Genomic DNA, 15,002 nt, shown 5'->3' with positions numbered 1-15,002 from the left:
GCCATGTTAGAACTCTTGCAGGAAGGCTTTTCCGCCGTATTCTCGTTTCAGATTTTAATCCTTATTACCTTGGGCGTAGCCGTTGGGATCGTATTTGGAGCGGTACCGGGTCTCACCGCTGTCATGGCAATCGCTCTGAGCCTGCCACTGACTTACACAATGGGACCTGCTGCGGGTTTGTCGCTGTTGGTATCACTGTATATTGGCGCGACTTCAGGCGGCTTGATTTCGGCCATCCTACTGAAGATTCCTGGCACACCCTCGTCCATTGCGACAACGTTTGACGGCGCGCCGATGATGGAGAAAGGTGAAGGCGTCAAGGCACTCGGTGCAGGGATTGTATTCTCGTTTATCGGTACGATTGTCAGTATCGCTGCACTCATGTTTATCGCTCCCTGGCTAGCCAAAGTTGCCCTGCGGTTTGGCCCTCATGAGTATTTCGGGATTGCGATTTTTTCCCTGACGCTGATCGCCACGCTTTCGACCGGCTCGATGATCAAGGGCCTGTTTTCCGGCGTAGTAGGCTTTGTCTTTGCCACGGTAGGCATTGCACCGGTGGATGCCATCCGGCGCTTTACCTTTGATACCCCTAACCTCAACAGCGGTTTTGAGATTCTTACCGTGCTGGTGGGCATTTTTGCCATCTCTGAGATCATTAAAGTCGCTGAAAGCGTGCGGTCAGAACGCAAGGCGGCCGTTGCTTCGGTCAGCATGAAGCAGATCAAGGGATTTGGTTTCTCAATGAAGGAATTCATTGGTCAATTGCCCAACTCGATTCGCTCATCATTGATCGGTATCGGCATCGGGATTCTACCCGGCGTAGGAGCTGGCACCTCGAACATCGTGTCCTACATCGTGGCCAAGAAACGCTCGAAGCATCCCGAGAAGTTTGGCAAAGGTGTAATCGACGGTGTGGTAGCCAGTGAAACCGCTAACAATGCCGGAATCGGCGGTGCGATGATTCCGCTGCTAACTCTGGGAATTCCCGGCGATGCCGTCACAGCCATTCTGCTGGGTGGTTTTATGATTCATGGCATTCAGCCAGGACCGATGCTATTCATGAGTCAGGGAACGCTGGTATATACCATTTTTGCCGCCCTGCTCCTGGCTTCCGTCATGATGTTGATATTGGAATTTTATGGCCTGCGTATCTTCATCAAACTGCTTGCCGTACCTAAGCACATCCTTCTGCCCATCATCCTTGTACTGTGCGTAGTGGGTGCGTTTGGCCTGAGTAGCCGTATCTTCGATATCTGGACCATTCTGTTGTTTGGCCTGATTGGCTATGGCTTTGTGAAAGGCGGTATACCTGCTGCGCCATTTATTATCGGATTTATCCTAGGGCCGATGGCCGAAACCAACCTGCGGCGTGGGCTGATGCTTTCGGATGGAAACTTCACAGGCTTCCTGACCAATCCGATTTGCGCCACTTTCCTGGCTTTGGCTGCGCTCTCGGTCGCCTGGCATGTGTATGGCACGCTGCGCCCGGCCAAGAAGGGAGGAGCCGCCGAACTAATGCGCTCCTGACCTTACCGCCCGGTGCGAATGTGCCGGGCGCGTTTGAGTTAGCACCACACGTCGCGAGCGCCTTATTAACAGTACACAACAAAAAGCTGACTAACCTTTAAAAGAGGCCAGACGAACATACTCCATCTCTTTACAGGAGACGCTTATGAGCGAGACCACAAATCAAACGCCTACGCTCTTACTGATTGGTCCTTTATTGCCAGCGCTACAGCAGCAGATCGAATCGATGTATACGGTCTACAAGCTCTGGGACGTCGAGGACAAAAACACCTTTTTCAAGAGTCATGGTGACTCTATTCAAGGGATCGTCACCAGCGGAATTCACGGCTGCAAAGGCGAGGTAATGCGGGCGCTTCCCAACCTGAAAGTTATCGTTAGTTTCGGCGTGGGTTATGACGCAATCGACATCGCCACTGCACGAGACCGAGGGGTAGCGGTCAGCAATACACCAGGCGTACTGGACGACTGCGTGGCCGACACTGCATTTGCCCTGCTGATCGACGTAGCTCGCGGCATCAGCGCGGCAGACCGCTTCGTTCGCAATGGCCGCTGGCTCAAGGAAAAGTTTCCCCTGGGACGCAAGCTCGGCGGCAAGACCTGCGGTATTGTGGGGTTGGGCAACATTGGCAAAGCCATAGCCAAGCGGGTTTCCGCCTTTGACATGAATGTTGCTTATTATGGTCGCCATCAACAAGCAGATGTGCCCTACCGCTACGAGCCGGACCTGAAGGCGCTGGCCAGCCAGTCCGACTTTCTGGTGCTGGCGGTCCCCGGTGGTAACGCGACCCATCACCTTATCGGTACAGACGTACTACAGGCATTGGGCAAGGATGGCTTCCTGATCAACATTGCCCGTGGTTCGGTGGTAGATGAAGCCGCGCTAGTGAGTGCACTGCAACAAGGCGTTATTGCAGGCGCCGGGCTTGATGTATTCGCCCATGAACCCGAAGTGCCTCAGCCATTGCTGGAAATGGATAACGTTGTCCTGACACCCCATCTGGGCAGCGGGACACATGAGACACGTCAGGCCATGGCCGATCTTGTGCTTGAAAATCTCAACCTGTATTTCACGAGCGGAAAACTCAAGACCCCCGTGTAATCCACCGAGCCTCCAGCGGTTTCACCGGAGGCTTAACGTTCCCTTCTCAACAGGAGACACGACCACCTTCAGATCGCTTACATACCAACGAGGCGGGCTTGTCCGAACCCCGTTCCATGGCCTGCAGTAGGTCTGCCGACATTGGACTGCAAAACGCTCTTGATAGTGACAAGAACAATCAACCTATTCAGAGAGTTACGTCATGGCACATACCGAATCGGTTTCCAAAAAGGCAGTCAGTACTTCCCGTTATTCTCTTTCCAACCTCGCCAAGGTGCTCGGCCCTGGCATTATCGCAGTGCTCTCCTGGCTAGGCGCGGGCGACCTGATCACCTCATCGGTCGCCGGCTCGAATTATGGCTATGCCATGATGTGGGTATTGGCCGTATCCCTTTTGCTCCGCTTCTTGATCGTCAACATCATTGCCCGCTTCCAGCTGTGCAACAACCAGGGCATGAGCATCCTGCAAGGCTATGCCCAACTTCACCCGCTCTTCGCCTACTTCATGTTTGGCTATGCGCTGATCATGGCACACCTGACCAATGCCTACATGATCAAGGGGGCCGGCGAGGCGCTTTCGACATTACTGCACGTTAACCAGCCCTTATTGTGCTCGGTGGCGGTCGTGCTGGCCGTGTGGATGCTGGTGGGGCGAAACTTCTATGCGATGATCGAAGGCGTCATGAAGTTGCTACTGGCTATCATGACGCTGGCCTTCCTGACCCTGGCGATCATGGCTACGCCGGATATGGGCGGCATCCTGCGTGGAACCATCGGTTTCAGCATACCGGCCGATGAAGGCGTTCACGGCGCGCTGCTGGTGGCGGTGTCTGTCATTGGTGCCGTGGCGGGTTCGTTTTCCAATTTCGTTCACCCCTATGTGATGAAGGAAAAAGGCTGGACAGGGCCTGAGCACAAACGCATCCAGCGTAACGACCTTCTGTTTGCGGTGATTGTCGGCATCATTATCAACCTGGCCATCTGGGTCGTAGGCGCAGAGATCCTGCGACCCAACGGTATTCAGGTCAATACGCTGGATGATCTGGGCGCTGCGCTGGAGCTATATTTTGGCCAAGGGGGATGGCTGATCTTCTTTGTGGGCGTGTTTGCAACGCTGTTTGCCAGCATTTCAGGCAAGACAACCGCCCTGCCCATGTTGATTACCGATGCTTTCCAGTACATCCGCCCCGGTCGCCGTGAGCGCTACGGCAAGGTCCTGCACCATGATCCGATGCATAAGTGGTTCATGCTGTTCATCCTGGTTACGCCATTGGTGTGGTCGCTTCCGGGAATGCCTAACTTCGTTACCCTGACGATCGCAGTCAATGCCTTGAACATCATTGGTTTGCCGGTGATCTCCCTTGGACTGCTGATCATGTCCAACCAGAAATCACTGTTGGGTAAATACCGGAACAACTGGTTCGAGAATATCGCGCTGGGGTTCGCGACGGCTTTGGCCGTATGGATTGCTTTCCAACTGGGTATTAATCTGTTCAGCTGATCCACATGGCCTGAGGGGTTCGTCCCTCAGGCCTTCCTCGAAGTCAACCGTTCCAACCAGACGCCGTCTCTTCCTTCCATAATCTAATCAATACAACCTAGGTTTTAATGGGTGACAGGCTTTGATTTATGTAAACCTCCCTAAGCCAGCCAGTCCAGTGACAGAAACAGGCGCTTCTCGCCCGCCTCCAAGGCAGGCGAACAATGCACAATGCCTGCCCCTTCGTTGCCCTCCCACTTGTCACCCTTGAGCAGCGCCACTGCACCCGACGCGAGTTGATGGGCTTCGTCCGGAGAGATAGTGGTCAGCTGGCTTTTGCCTGACCAGAGACTGCCCGGCCCGGAATAGGTCGTCACCAGCCGAAGCGGCACGTGGTCAACGTGAAAGCGTGGGCACATTGCCTTGTCCAGCAAGCGCAAACGCACCCCGACTCGGCGGGCATTGAGCAAATAGGCGAAGGCTTTGACCAGCCAGGCGACGTCTGCAACAAACCCTTCGTGACCCTCCAAATCCTTATGGGTGCCGGCCAGCTGACTCAGATTGGGTTCGGCTTCCGCATCCTCCAGTTGCACCACCAGAGACTGGGCAAATGGCTCGGCCACGCCGGTCAACATCCGGGCGAACTGTTCAATGTGCAAAGGAAGGCAGCGGTTCCAGATGGCGAGATTGATACCCTCATGGAGCACATCAGCCAAAACGGCAGGGGTATCGCCTGCTATTTGCCGGGGTGTAACGCTAGGTTCTGCCATGTTCATCAGACTCACTTTTTAAAGCGTCAGGCACAGGCTTGCTTCCCCACCTAACAAACAAGAGGTCAGTATGTTGGGTGTAAATGCGTATTGACGCAGCATCGGCAGGACCTGTCGGATATAGACTTAAACATAAGATAATTGATTAAGTTATAACATAACATAAATCAGCTTTTGAGAATGCCTGCTCTATCCTGTAATCACCTTTGATATCTCTCGGATAGTGGTCATGTGCGCCAAGACAATGTTCTTGAAGCGATGCGTTGCGGCGTGTTGAATCTTTCGTTTATGTACAAGCCTAAGGGCCAGACCCGGACGTTATTATCAAGGAGAACGAATGCTCATTAGAAAACTGGCAGGTCCACTGCTTGGCCTTATGCTGTTGAGTGGCTGCGCCCATCAAGAAGCGGATACGCCAGAAACAACCGACCAACCCACCCAAGGCACTGCGGCCAGTCCGACCACTCAGGCGCCCATGGACTTCAATACCGCCAAAGCGATGGCCGAGCGTGGCGATATCGACGCGCAGATCCAGCTGGGCAGCTTCTATTTCATGGGCAAGCCAACCAAGGACTTAAGACAGGCCGAGCGCTGGTGGAAGCTGGCCGCTGACCGCGGTCATCCCGAGGCGGCCGTGAACCTGGCATTTCTGTATTCAGGACAAGCTGATCCGGCCCTGGCCAACGAGGCCGATATGATCAAATACCTTAATCAGTCAGCAGCCGGTGGCAATCCCATGGCTCAGCACATGCTGGGTAACTTTTATATGGAAGGCATGCATGGCCTGCCCAAGGATACCTTTCAGGCCAAGCAGCTCTACATGAGCGCCTGCGACAAGAAGTTCGAGAGCAGCTGCCAGCGGCTGTCTACGCTTCCCTGAAACAAGGGCTGGGTCCGCCATCAGACCCAGCCTCGACATTACCGGTGCTTAAAATCTGCGTCCCGCTTTTCAACAAAGGCCTTCATGCCCTCTTTCTGATCCGCCGTGGCGAAGACGGCATGGAAAATGCGCCGTTCGAACCGCACACCTTCACTCAGGCTCGTTTCAAAGACCCGGTTGATACTTTCCTTGGCCATCAATGTTGCCGTCAGTGACTTATTGGCGATCTCATGAGCAACCTTCAGGGTTTCGCTCACAAGGCTGTCCACAGGAAAAATACGGGCTACCAGCCCTGCCCGCTCGGCTTCCGGTGCCTCCATCATGCGGCCGGTCAGGCACATTTCCATGGCCTTGGCCTTGCCCAGCGCCCGCGTCAGCCGCTGAGTACCTCCCATGCCCGGCAAGACGCCAAGCTTGATTTCCGGCAGGCCAAACTTGGCATTGTCCGCGGCGTAGATGAAGTCGCATAGCAACGCCAGTTCACACCCACCTCCCAAGGCATATCCGGCTACGGCTGCAATCATCGGCTTGCGCCGGCTGGCGACACGATCCACAGCAGAGAAAAAATCATCCAGATAAATGTCAGGAAAGGTCAGGTCAGCCATTTCCTTGATATCCGCACCTGCCGCAAAGGCCTTGGACGACCCGGTCAGCACGATGCAGCCAATGGTGCTGTCCCGCTCCAGCCCGTCCAACGCCTGATTGAGTTCGTTGATCAGTTTTGTGTTCAGGGCATTCAGGGCTTGAGGGCGGTTGAGTGTGATCAGCGCAACACGCTCTTGTATTTCGATCACCAGGGTTTCATAGGACATGAAGTTACTCTCCTAGATGGCGGGCAATGACAAGCCGCTGAATATCACTGGTGCCCTCGTAAATCTGGCAGATCCGGGCGTCGCGATAGATGCGCTCCAGCGGATAGTCGTTGAGGTAGCCATAGCCACCCAGGGTTTGCAAGGCAGCGGAGCAGACGCGCTCCGTCATCTCGGAGGCAAACAGCTTGGCCATGGAGGCCTCGACCAATGCAGGCCTGCCGGCGTCCCTGAGCGCGGCGGCATGCAGCACCATCTGCCGAGCCACGGCGATTTCGGTTGCCATGTCCGCCAGGCGGAAAGACACAGCCTGATGCTCGACGATAGGCTTGCCAAAGGTCTGCCGGTCACGGGCGTAATCGCGCGCATATTCGAATGCCGCGCGTGCCATGCCCACTGCTTGCGCTGCAATACCGATGCGTCCGCCCTCAAGGTTGGCCAGGGCGATCTTGTAGCCTTGCCCTTCCTCGCCCAGCCGATAAGCCGCCGGGATACGCACGTTGTCCAGTTGGATCTGACAGGTGTCGGAGGCATGAATGCCCAATTTGTGCTCTACACGAACGACCGAATAGCCGGGCGTTGAGGTCGGCACCAGAAAGGCGGTGATGCCTCGTTTACCAGCGGACGGATCCGTCACGGCAAAGACAATCACAACGCCTGCATTACTGCCGGAGGTAATGAACTGCTTGGCCCCGTTGATTACGTACTCATCACCTTCCCGCCGTGCCTTGGTCCGTAGATCACTGGCGTCCGAGCCAGCCTGAGGTTCGGTGAGTGCAAAGGCACCGATCATTTCACCCGTAGCCAGCGGTATCAGAAACTGGGTTTTCTGCTCATCGGTGCCGAAGTGATGAATCGGGACGCAGCCTACCGAATTATGCACGCTCATGATGGTAGAACAGGCCCCGTCACCGGCGGCAATTTCCTCAAGGGCCAGTGCATAGGCAACATAACCTGTCTCGCAGCCGCCCCAGGTATCAGGCACCAGCATGCCCATGAAACCCAGCTCAGCCATCTCCCGTAACGCTTCTCGAGGAAAGGTATGCTCGCGGTCCCATTCTGCCGAGAACGGACGCAACCGCTCCTGAGCAAACTGACGGGCCATGTCGGCAATGCTTTGTTGTTCTTCGGTAATCAGCATGATCTTGTCCTCACATCAATACAGGCATTCCACGGCCATCGCGGTTGCCTCGCCGCCGCCAATGCAAATGGCCGCTACGCCTCGGCGCAGACCATGACGGCGCAAGGCCGAAATCAGGGTCACCAGAATCCGTGCACCTGAAGCGCCAATAGGATGGCCCAGTGCACACGCACCGCCATGAATGTTGACCTTTTCATGGGGCAGTCCAAGCTCGCGCATAGTGACCATGGCAACTACAGCAAATGCTTCGTTGATTTCGAACAGATCCACGTCGTTCAGCGACCAGCCTGTCCGCTTCATGAGCTTCTGGATGGCGCCAATGGGCGCCGTGGGAAACAGATGCGGTGCATCGGCGAAGGCTGCATGTCCGTGGATAGCGGCCAATGGCGTCAGCCCCTGCCGCTCGGCCTCGGAGCGGCGCATCAGTACCAGCGCCGCTGCACCATCGGAAATCGAACTGGCGTTGGCAGCCGTTACCGTACCGTCCTGACGGAACGCGGGCTTTAATTCGGGAATCTTGTCGAGCCGGGCCTTGGGCGGCTGCTCATCATCGCGGATAAGGCGTTCTTCCTTACGGGTCTTGACACTAACCGGTACGATCTCGGCCGAAAAGGCGCCCTCCTCGATGGCCTTGCGCGCCCGGGTCAGAGAGGCCATCGCATACTCATCCTGGGCAGCACGGCTGACATCATGCTGCTGGGCACAGTCTTCGGCAAAAGTCCCCATGAGGCGTCCCTTGTCATAGGCATCCTCCAGCCCATCCAGGAACATATGATCCAGTACGCGCCCATGGCCCATGCGATAGCCGGCGCGGGCACGATCCAACAGATACGGTGCGTTGGACATGCTTTCCATGCCCCCGGCAATGACAACGTTGGCACTGCCAGCCCGCAGCAGGTCATGGCCGAGAATGGCAGCCTGCATGCCGGAGCCACACATTTTGTTGAGCGTAGTGCAGGGTGTGTGTTGGGTAAGGCCTGCACCCAGGGCAGCCTGCCGTGCCGGTGCCTGCCCCAGGCCGGCGGGAAGCACGCAGCCCATGAGCACCTCATCTACTGCCTCAACGCTGACGCCGCTACGCTCGATAACCGCGCCGATAGCCTGGGCGCCCAGCTCCGTTGCGCTCAGCCCTTGCAGATCGCCCTGGAAACCGCCCATGGGGGTGCGGGCAAGACTGACGATAACGATGGGATCCTGATTCATGATGATCTCTCTTATTTGGCTGCCATGCGCAAGGCGCCGTCGAGACGAATCACCTCGCCGTTGAGCATGCTGTTTTCAATGATGTGCCTGACCAGGGCTGCATATTCCTCAGGCCTGCCAAGACGCGGCGGGAACGGCACGCCTGTAGCAAGGGATTCGCGCACGGCCTCTGTCATGCCTGCCATCATGGGCGTCTCGAAGATACCTGGGGCGATGGTCATGACCCGTATCCCGTAACGTGCCAACTCCCGGGCAGCCGGTAGCGTCATGCTGGCGACGCCGCCTTTCGAGGCTGCATAGGCTACTTGCCCGATTTGCCCGTCAAAGGCCGCAATGGAAGCGGTGTTGATGATGACGCCACGTTCGCCACTGGCCTCAGCCTCGCCCTGCGTCATAGCTTCGGCGGCCAGACGCAGCATGTTGAAACTGCCAATAAGATTGATGCCGACGATTCGGCTGAAGCTGTCCAAACCATGAACACCGCTTTTTCCCAGTACCTTTTCACCCCCTACGACACCTGCGCAATTGACCAGCCCATGAACGGCGCCAAAGGCCTCCATCGTGGCCGCTACGGCTGAACGCGCCTGAGTTTCGTCGGTGACATTGGTCACGGCGCAGCGTGCCCGTGGGCCAAGTACCTCGACCTTCGCCTCGACACTGGGCGCATGCATATCCACCAGCATAACGTTGGCTCCAGCCTCCACCAGCATGGTCGCGGTAGCAGCCCCCAGGCCCGAGCCCGCACCGGTCACAAGGAACGTTTTGTTTTCAATCTGCATACAGCACTCCTTAGGCGGCAGATGCCGGGGTAGCCTGGGCCTTCGCAATCTCCTGGTTACGCAGGATGAATCGCTGGACCTTGCCACTGGGGGTTTTGGGAAGCTCCGCCACAAATTCGATTTCCCGCGGATAGGCATGGGCGGCCAGGCGTTTGCGTACGTACTGGCGCAGCTCTTCGGCAAGCTCTGGGGTATCACAGTACCGGCTATGAATGACGACGAATGCTTTGATGATTTCGGTACGCTCTGGATCAGGCTTGCCCACTACGGCCGCCTCGATCACGGCCGGATGCTCGATCAAGGCACTTTCCACATCGAACGGTCCTACGCGATAGCCCGATGTTGTGATCACATCATCGGATCGCCCTACAAAGCTGATACTGCCGTCATCGTTCAGCTCGACCGTATCGCCGCTGAGGTAGTAAGCGCCGACGAAGGACTTGGTAGGCAGCCCCAGATACCCACCAAACCAGCACATGGGCGACTGTGAGAGATCTACTGCCAGGATACCGGGCTGGCCAGGGGGCAACTCCTGCGCCTGGTCATCCACTACCACGACTCGGTGTCCAGGACTGGCAAAGCCTGCCGAGCCGGGCCGCACCGGATGCTCCAGTGCGTGGTGATTACACAACACCATGCCCAGCTCGGTCTGCCCGTAATGGTCATGGATGGTTGTGCCCAGGTTCTGTGCGAACCAGCGGATTACCTCCGGGTTGAGCGGCTCTCCTGCACTGCTGACCGCTCGCAACCGCCCTTTGAGGCAGTCGATTACGCTGTCACCACCAGCGATCAGCATCCGGTAAGCAGTAGGCGAACCGGCCAGGTTGGTAATGCCATATTTGCGGATGATGCGACAGGTGCTCTCCACCGAGAACGGACCATCATAAAACGTAGTGGGATGTCCCAGCGCCAGAGGGCCTGTCACGGCGTAGTACAGTCCATAGGCCCAGCCGGGATCAGCCACGTTCCAGAAGGCATCTTCCGGGCGCAGGTCGATGGCATCGCTCATGTAACCCATGAACGCGGCGATGGCCTTCAGCGGAACGGCCAGTGGCTTGGCAGGGCCTGTGGTGCCCGAAGTAAACATGAGCAGGAAAGGATCATCCCCTGCACGCATGACCGGCTCGAAATGGGTAGGATGCTTTTCCAGTTCGCTCCAAAAACTGAAGTCGCCACGCTCAATGCCCAGACCACGTCGGCCACCCAGCGTAACAATGGTGGGGCAATGATCGACGTCGCTCAGCTTGCCTCGGTTGGCCCCATCGGTCACGACCAGTTTCGCCTCTGATGTCGTAAGTCGATGCTCGATGGCCTTGGGGCCAAACGCTGTGAACACGGGCTGGTAGACCGCACCGGCCCGCCACGTGCCAAGGATCGTCACAAGAAGCTCTGGCGTACGCGGCAGCAGGCCCGCCACACGATCACCCGGACCTATCCCCTGGGCCACCAGAAAATGGGCGAACTGGGCCGCGCGCTGCATGAGGTCGATAAACGTCCAGGTTTCGCTGCTGCCGTCGCGGCCCTCCCAGAACAGGGCGATACGGCCCGGCAGAGCATGGCGGTCGCAGCATTCGATACAGGCGTTGAGCGACTCGAGCGTCCCGCTCAGTCGGCTGGCAACAACAGAAGGGAAATCAAAGCTGGAATAGGCAGCCTGATAGTCCTGCATGATCAGTTCCTCGGCTTGTTGTTATTGGAACGTCAGGAGCGTCTTTTTTGACTGTATCGCGCCAGCGCTGGCTTGCAATGGTCAAACCCTTCAATCTGGCTGAGCGGTTTGGACAATCAGGCAGAGTCGGCTTGGGCGAGGATCAGGTTGCGATAGTGACCAGGGTTGGTTCCGGTCCATTTACGAAAGGCCTTGTAGAAGGCGCTGATATCAGCGAAGCCAAGCTGAGTAGCAATGTCCGAATAGGTCATCGAGGGATCGGCCAGCCAGTCGATCGCCTGCTCCTTGCGTACGGTGTCCTTGATCGCCTGGTAGGACTGCGCCTGCTCTGCCAGACGCCGCCGCAGGGTTGCAGGCGACATGCACAGGGTGGGCGCCAGGGCTTCACTGGTAGGCCATTGCTCGCCTGGCAATTGCCGCAGCTGCAGCTTGATCCGGCTCGCCAAACTATCCGAATCGCGGTATTTCTCCAGAATATTGCAGGGTGCCTCAGCCAGAAAACGCTGCAGGTCCGCCTTGCTGCGTCTTACCGGCACATCCAGCACCTCAGCAGCAAAGATGATGCGCGTCCGACTCTGGTTGAAACGCAGGTTGTCCGAGAACATGACCTTGTAATCGGCCGTAAAGGCGGGTTCGGGGCAGCGCAGCTCGATTGCCAGAATCGGGATCCGGCGGCCAGCCAGCCAGCAGGCTACGCCGTGAACGATCATCCAGTAGGTGAAATACGCGAAGGCTCGATTGGGCGCCCCGGCGGGCTCCCGCAATATAATTTCCGCCAGGCTCTGGCTGCGGACCAGCTCACCACGAAGGCGCTCGAAGGTAAGCCCGAGAAAAGCCAGCCCATGAATCAACGCTGCGCCTACCGTAGGTTGGGACAGGCAGGCCCGGCAGAGAAACTCGAAACTACCGGACCGCATGCCACGCGGATCCATGCCAAAAAACTCATCATCAAAGCGCCGGGCCAGACGCCGCCAGATGCGCCCGTAAAAGGGGACGGGCACCCGGCCGCCCGGCTCCGCCAGACAGTCTGGCGCCAGCCCGATGTCGCACAATAATTCCGCATGGCTCATTCCCCGCGCAGCAAAGGCCTGTAGCGCCTCCTCCACCAGATAGGTCGAGATGGTGCCCTTGGGAACGGCACGGCTGACCACTGATCAGTCCTTCAGGACGCGCAGCGGATGCTCGTGGGCCGGAAAGGCAGGCTCGAAAAAGGCATCCAGCCAAGCCGGGTCGTCCGTTGCGAGTGGATCTGCATGCCATTTCGGCTGGCGGTCCTTGTCGATCAGCAGGGCGCGTATCCCCTCTTGCAGCTCACCGAGCTGAGTGCAGCGCACCGACAGGTCCAATTCACTGCGCAGCGCCTCGGCCAGCGACCAGCGCTTGCTGCGCCTGAGCTGACGCAGCGTGATGGCCGCCGAAGTCGGTGAGCCCTGGGCCAATGTCTTGGCCGCCTTGGTTAGCCAGGGATTATCGCCGCTGTAGGCCTTGATTTCAGCAAGTACAGTTTTGTCATCATCGAAATCCGTCAGGGCCTGAAGGGTATCGAAGAGGGGTTGTACATTTGGCTCAGGCATCAGGGGCAGGCTCACTTGCTCATGCTGGCGTAGCACCTGTGCAACCGAGGCATGGCCGAGCACCCTGTCGGGCATGGCCTGCAAATCGGCAATGACCTGCTCACGCCGCTCCGCCGCAATGCAGCGATCCGCCAGCCCGACGAAAACCGCATCACGCGCCGTAAGCTGTGCGCCGGTAACACCCAGGAACAGCCCGCAACGGCCCGGCATGCGGTTGAGAAACCAGCTCGCCCCTACATCGGGATATAACCCGATGCTGACCTCAGGCATGGCAACACGGGTGCTCTCGCATACCACGCGATGAGAGGCACCGGCGAGCAACCCAAGCCCTCCTCCCATGACGTAACCCGCCCCCCAGGCAATAAGCGGCTTGGGGTAATGATGGATGAAGTGATCGAGCCGGTATTCCAGCGTAAAGTACTCACCGGTGGCCTTGCCCGGCCCAGCTTCTCCTTCCCGCATGGCCTTGTAGAGCGCGACGATATCGCCTCCCGCGCAAAAGGCCTTTTCACCAGTTCCCTCCAGCCAGACCGCGTCAATGTCGTCCTGCTCCGCCCAGTGCCTGAGTTGTTCTTCCAGCTGGACGGCCATGTTGAAGGATAGGGCGTTCAGGCTGCTTGGTGCGTCTAGCGTCACGCGTCCGAGCCGCTTGCCGGAGGCCAGTGGCAGTTCCGTTACCTGGATGCAGCGCTCACTCATGTAGGTGCTCTCGTCTTGTTCTTATCGGTCGCCCTGTCTGCCAGGAGCGACGGGGCCATGAGAAATGCCCTATCAGATAAGCACATTCCACCCAAGGGAGACAATTAATCCTAACGGTGATAAGAAGTTAGCCGCTTGCCGATTAGCGGGGCTTTGTAAATGCCTAAAAGTCACCTATAACTAATTAGGTCAGCAACCTACAGGACAAACCTCATGCATTTTCTCATCATGCAGGGCCAGTATGGTCACAAGCTGGTTAGCTATAGCGATGCTGTATTTGATTTGAAAGAAGCACTGACGGAGTTGAAAGGGAAAGACGCTGCCAACTCACCGATGATTCTTGACGACAAGGTGGTGCAAAGTACCTACCTTTGCACCGAAACTGGCATGCCTGTGCAAGAAATCGACGGCTATCTCATCCGGCTGGCTGAGCTGTAACCCGGCCCCACGCTGCTGACCTGAGAGGGTCGTGTTCTTATCGCCGTATTGCAGTGTAAGAACCGCCCTCCCCTACTCCGATTGCTTCCCTGCGTTGCCCGCCCTTGTCGCGGGCGGGCAGTTCTGCCGTCAGACCTTGAACTGATTGACCAGGCGACGCTGCTGCTCGGCCAGCTGTGTCAGCTCGGCACTGGCGTGCGACGACTGCTCTGCACCCTGGGCCACTTCAGACGCAACCGTTCCGATCACGGTAACATTACGGTTGATGTCCTCCGCCACGGCACTTTGCTCTTCGGCCGCTCCCGCGATCTGGATGTTCATTTCCGTGATGACGGAAACCGCCTCGGTGATCGCCGCCAGCGCAGCTGCGGCCTCGGAAGATTGCTGCACGCTGGTCTCGGTCTTCGCCTGACTGGCCTGCATGATCTGCACCACGTCCTGCGTACCGCTTTGCAGCTGCTGGATCATGGTCTGGATTTCCTGAGTCGCCTGCTGAGTCTTGCCCGCCAGATTACGAACTTCATCCGCCACTACGGCAAAGCCGCGGCCCTGCTCACCAGCCCGTGCCGCCTCAATGGCTGCGTTGAGGGCCAGTAGGTTGGTCTGTTCGGCAATGCCGCGAATGCTGACCAGGATCGTGGTAATGTTTTCGCTGTCCTTGGCCAGCCCTTCCACGCTGACAACCGCACGGTCGATCTCGGCAGCCAGTGCGGAAATCGCATCGCTGGAGTTCTGCACAATGGTCCGCCCGTGGTTAGCCGACTGATCTGCATTACCTGCCGCCTCGGCCGCCTGGTTGGCACTGCGGGCAACTTCCTGGGCTGTAGCGGACATTTCCTGAATGGCCGTTGCCACTTGATCGATTTCAGATTGTTGCTTCTGTACCCCTTGCTGGGTGTGAATGGCGATCTCTGCTGTATGCTCGGATGCATCG

At 57.5% G+C, this 15,002-nt stretch carries 13 protein-coding genes and 1 pseudogene; 5 read left to right on the top strand and 9 right to left on the bottom strand.

The genetic code is table 11. The features are described from left to right. Positions 1 to 3: 3 nt before the first annotated feature. The 3 genes from HMPREF1487_RS18575 to HMPREF1487_RS18565 all read left to right on the top strand — a co-directional run bounded on the left by HMPREF1487_RS18575 (position 4) and on the right by HMPREF1487_RS18565 (position 4,127). Positions 4 to 1,527: a tripartite tricarboxylate transporter permease gene (locus HMPREF1487_RS18575; protein ID WP_010798243.1), complete on the top strand. Its 1,524-nt coding sequence runs from the start codon at positions 4 to 6 to the stop codon at positions 1,525 to 1,527. A gap of 145 nt (positions 1,528 to 1,672) precedes the next feature. Continuing rightward, a complete protein-coding gene (locus HMPREF1487_RS18570) occupies positions 1,673 to 2,626 on the top strand; it encodes a 2-hydroxyacid dehydrogenase (RefSeq protein WP_010798242.1) in 954 nt (317 codons plus the stop codon). A gap of 202 nt (positions 2,627 to 2,828) precedes the next feature. Then, complete coding sequence (locus tag HMPREF1487_RS18565) at positions 2,829 to 4,127, top strand: Nramp family divalent metal transporter (protein WP_010798241.1); 1,299 nt, start codon at positions 2,829 to 2,831, stop codon at positions 4,125 to 4,127. A gap of 140 nt (positions 4,128 to 4,267) precedes the next feature. Here HMPREF1487_RS18565 and HMPREF1487_RS18560 read toward each other — a convergent pair whose 3' ends face one another. Then, a complete protein-coding gene (locus tag HMPREF1487_RS18560; protein ID WP_112297770.1) occupies positions 4,268 to 4,882 on the bottom strand; it encodes a DUF1826 domain-containing protein in 615 nt (204 codons plus the stop codon). Between the two features lie 331 nt (positions 4,883 to 5,213). Between HMPREF1487_RS18560 and HMPREF1487_RS18555 the strand changes: the two genes are divergently transcribed. Further along, positions 5,214 to 5,756 carry a tetratricopeptide repeat protein gene (locus HMPREF1487_RS18555; protein WP_010798239.1) on the top strand — a complete coding sequence of 181 codons (543 nt, stop codon included), beginning with the start codon at positions 5,214 to 5,216 and terminating at the stop codon, positions 5,754 to 5,756. A 38-nt stretch (positions 5,757 to 5,794) separates the two neighbouring features. On the opposite strand, the gene HMPREF1487_RS18550 is transcribed toward HMPREF1487_RS18555, so the two are convergent. The 7 genes from HMPREF1487_RS18550 to HMPREF1487_RS18520 form a co-directional block, all read right to left on the bottom strand. Further along, positions 5,795 to 6,568, bottom strand: a complete 774-nt coding sequence (locus HMPREF1487_RS18550) for an enoyl-CoA hydratase (protein ID WP_010798238.1) — start codon at positions 6,566 to 6,568, stop codon at positions 5,795 to 5,797. Between the two features lie 4 nt (positions 6,569 to 6,572). Then, positions 6,573 to 7,706: an acyl-CoA dehydrogenase family protein gene (locus tag HMPREF1487_RS18545; protein ID WP_010798237.1), complete on the bottom strand. Its 1,134-nt coding sequence runs from the start codon at positions 7,704 to 7,706 to the stop codon at positions 6,573 to 6,575. A gap of 15 nt (positions 7,707 to 7,721) precedes the next feature. After that, positions 7,722 to 8,909: an acetyl-CoA C-acyltransferase gene (locus HMPREF1487_RS18540; RefSeq protein WP_010798236.1), complete on the bottom strand. Its 1,188-nt coding sequence runs from the start codon at positions 8,907 to 8,909 to the stop codon at positions 7,722 to 7,724. Between the two features lie 11 nt (positions 8,910 to 8,920). Beyond that, positions 8,921 to 9,688 carry an SDR family NAD(P)-dependent oxidoreductase gene (locus tag HMPREF1487_RS18535; RefSeq protein WP_010798235.1) on the bottom strand — a complete coding sequence of 256 codons (768 nt, stop codon included), beginning with the start codon at positions 9,686 to 9,688 and terminating at the stop codon, positions 8,921 to 8,923. Positions 9,689 to 9,698: 10 nt separating this feature from the next. Further along, entirely contained in the window at positions 9,699 to 11,357 is a 1,659-nt protein-coding gene (locus tag HMPREF1487_RS18530) for an acyl-CoA synthetase (RefSeq protein ID WP_010798234.1), read from the bottom strand. A gap of 116 nt (positions 11,358 to 11,473) precedes the next feature. After that, on the bottom strand, positions 11,474 to 12,427 hold the full coding sequence (locus tag HMPREF1487_RS18525) for an AraC family transcriptional regulator (RefSeq protein ID WP_083603087.1): 954 nt from the start codon (positions 12,425 to 12,427) through the stop codon (positions 11,474 to 11,476). Between the two features lie 84 nt (positions 12,428 to 12,511). Continuing rightward, the gene (locus tag HMPREF1487_RS18520; protein WP_010798232.1) at positions 12,512 to 13,630 is read right to left on the bottom strand and encodes an enoyl-CoA hydratase/isomerase family protein; all 1,119 of its coding nucleotides are present in this window, start codon (positions 13,628 to 13,630) and stop codon (positions 12,512 to 12,514) included. Positions 13,631 to 13,843: 213 nt separating this feature from the next. On the opposite strand from HMPREF1487_RS18520, the gene HMPREF1487_RS18515 reads away from it, so the two are divergent. Beyond that, positions 13,844 to 14,068, top strand: coding sequence for a hypothetical protein (locus HMPREF1487_RS18515; protein ID WP_010798231.1), 225 nt, complete (start codon positions 13,844 to 13,846; stop codon positions 14,066 to 14,068). Between the two features lie 129 nt (positions 14,069 to 14,197). Here the strand turns inward: HMPREF1487_RS18515 and HMPREF1487_RS28435 are convergent. Beyond that, a pseudogene (locus HMPREF1487_RS28435) lies at positions 14,198 to 14,788 on the bottom strand (methyl-accepting chemotaxis protein); the annotation flags it as partial. Positions 14,789 to 15,002: the final 214 nt, after the last annotated feature.

This window comes from Pseudomonas sp. HPB0071 (assembly GCF_000478505.2).
Taxonomy (GTDB): domain Bacteria; phylum Pseudomonadota; class Gammaproteobacteria; order Pseudomonadales; family Pseudomonadaceae; genus Chryseomonas; species Chryseomonas luteola.
Note: the sequence above shows the minus strand (reverse complement) of the source record. Positions and strands in the feature narration are given on the sequence as shown.

What these genes read in the sequence shown, in the direction of transcription:
- HMPREF1487_RS18565 (WP_010798241.1), top strand. Translation starts at nt 2,829, where the DNA reads ATGGCACATACCGAATCGGTTTCCAAAAAGGCAGTCAGTACTTCCCGT.
- HMPREF1487_RS18575 (WP_010798243.1), top strand. Translation starts at nt 4, where the DNA reads ATGTTAGAACTCTTGCAGGAAGGCTTTTCCGCCGTATTCTCGTTTCAG.
- HMPREF1487_RS18540 (WP_010798236.1), bottom strand. Translation starts at nt 8,909, where the DNA reads ATGAATCAGGATCCCATCGTTATCGTCAGTCTTGCCCGCACCCCCATG.
- HMPREF1487_RS18520 (WP_010798232.1), bottom strand. Translation starts at nt 13,630, where the DNA reads ATGAGTGAGCGCTGCATCCAGGTAACGGAACTGCCACTGGCCTCCGGC.
- HMPREF1487_RS18535 (WP_010798235.1), bottom strand. Translation starts at nt 9,688, where the DNA reads ATGCAGATTGAAAACAAAACGTTCCTTGTGACCGGTGCGGGCTCGGGC.
- HMPREF1487_RS18555 (WP_010798239.1), top strand. Translation starts at nt 5,214, where the DNA reads ATGCTCATTAGAAAACTGGCAGGTCCACTGCTTGGCCTTATGCTGTTG.
- HMPREF1487_RS18550 (WP_010798238.1), bottom strand. Translation starts at nt 6,568, where the DNA reads ATGTCCTATGAAACCCTGGTGATCGAAATACAAGAGCGTGTTGCGCTG.
- HMPREF1487_RS18560 (WP_112297770.1), bottom strand. Translation starts at nt 4,882, where the DNA reads ATGAACATGGCAGAACCTAGCGTTACACCCCGGCAAATAGCAGGCGAT.
- HMPREF1487_RS18525 (WP_083603087.1), bottom strand. Translation starts at nt 12,427, where the DNA reads ATGAGCCATGCGGAATTATTGTGCGACATCGGGCTGGCGCCAGACTGT.
- HMPREF1487_RS18515 (WP_010798231.1), top strand. Translation starts at nt 13,844, where the DNA reads ATGCATTTTCTCATCATGCAGGGCCAGTATGGTCACAAGCTGGTTAGC.
- HMPREF1487_RS18570 (WP_010798242.1), top strand. Translation starts at nt 1,673, where the DNA reads ATGAGCGAGACCACAAATCAAACGCCTACGCTCTTACTGATTGGTCCT.
- HMPREF1487_RS18530 (WP_010798234.1), bottom strand. Translation starts at nt 11,357, where the DNA reads ATGCAGGACTATCAGGCTGCCTATTCCAGCTTTGATTTCCCTTCTGTT.
- HMPREF1487_RS18545 (WP_010798237.1), bottom strand. Translation starts at nt 7,706, where the DNA reads ATGCTGATTACCGAAGAACAACAAAGCATTGCCGACATGGCCCGTCAG.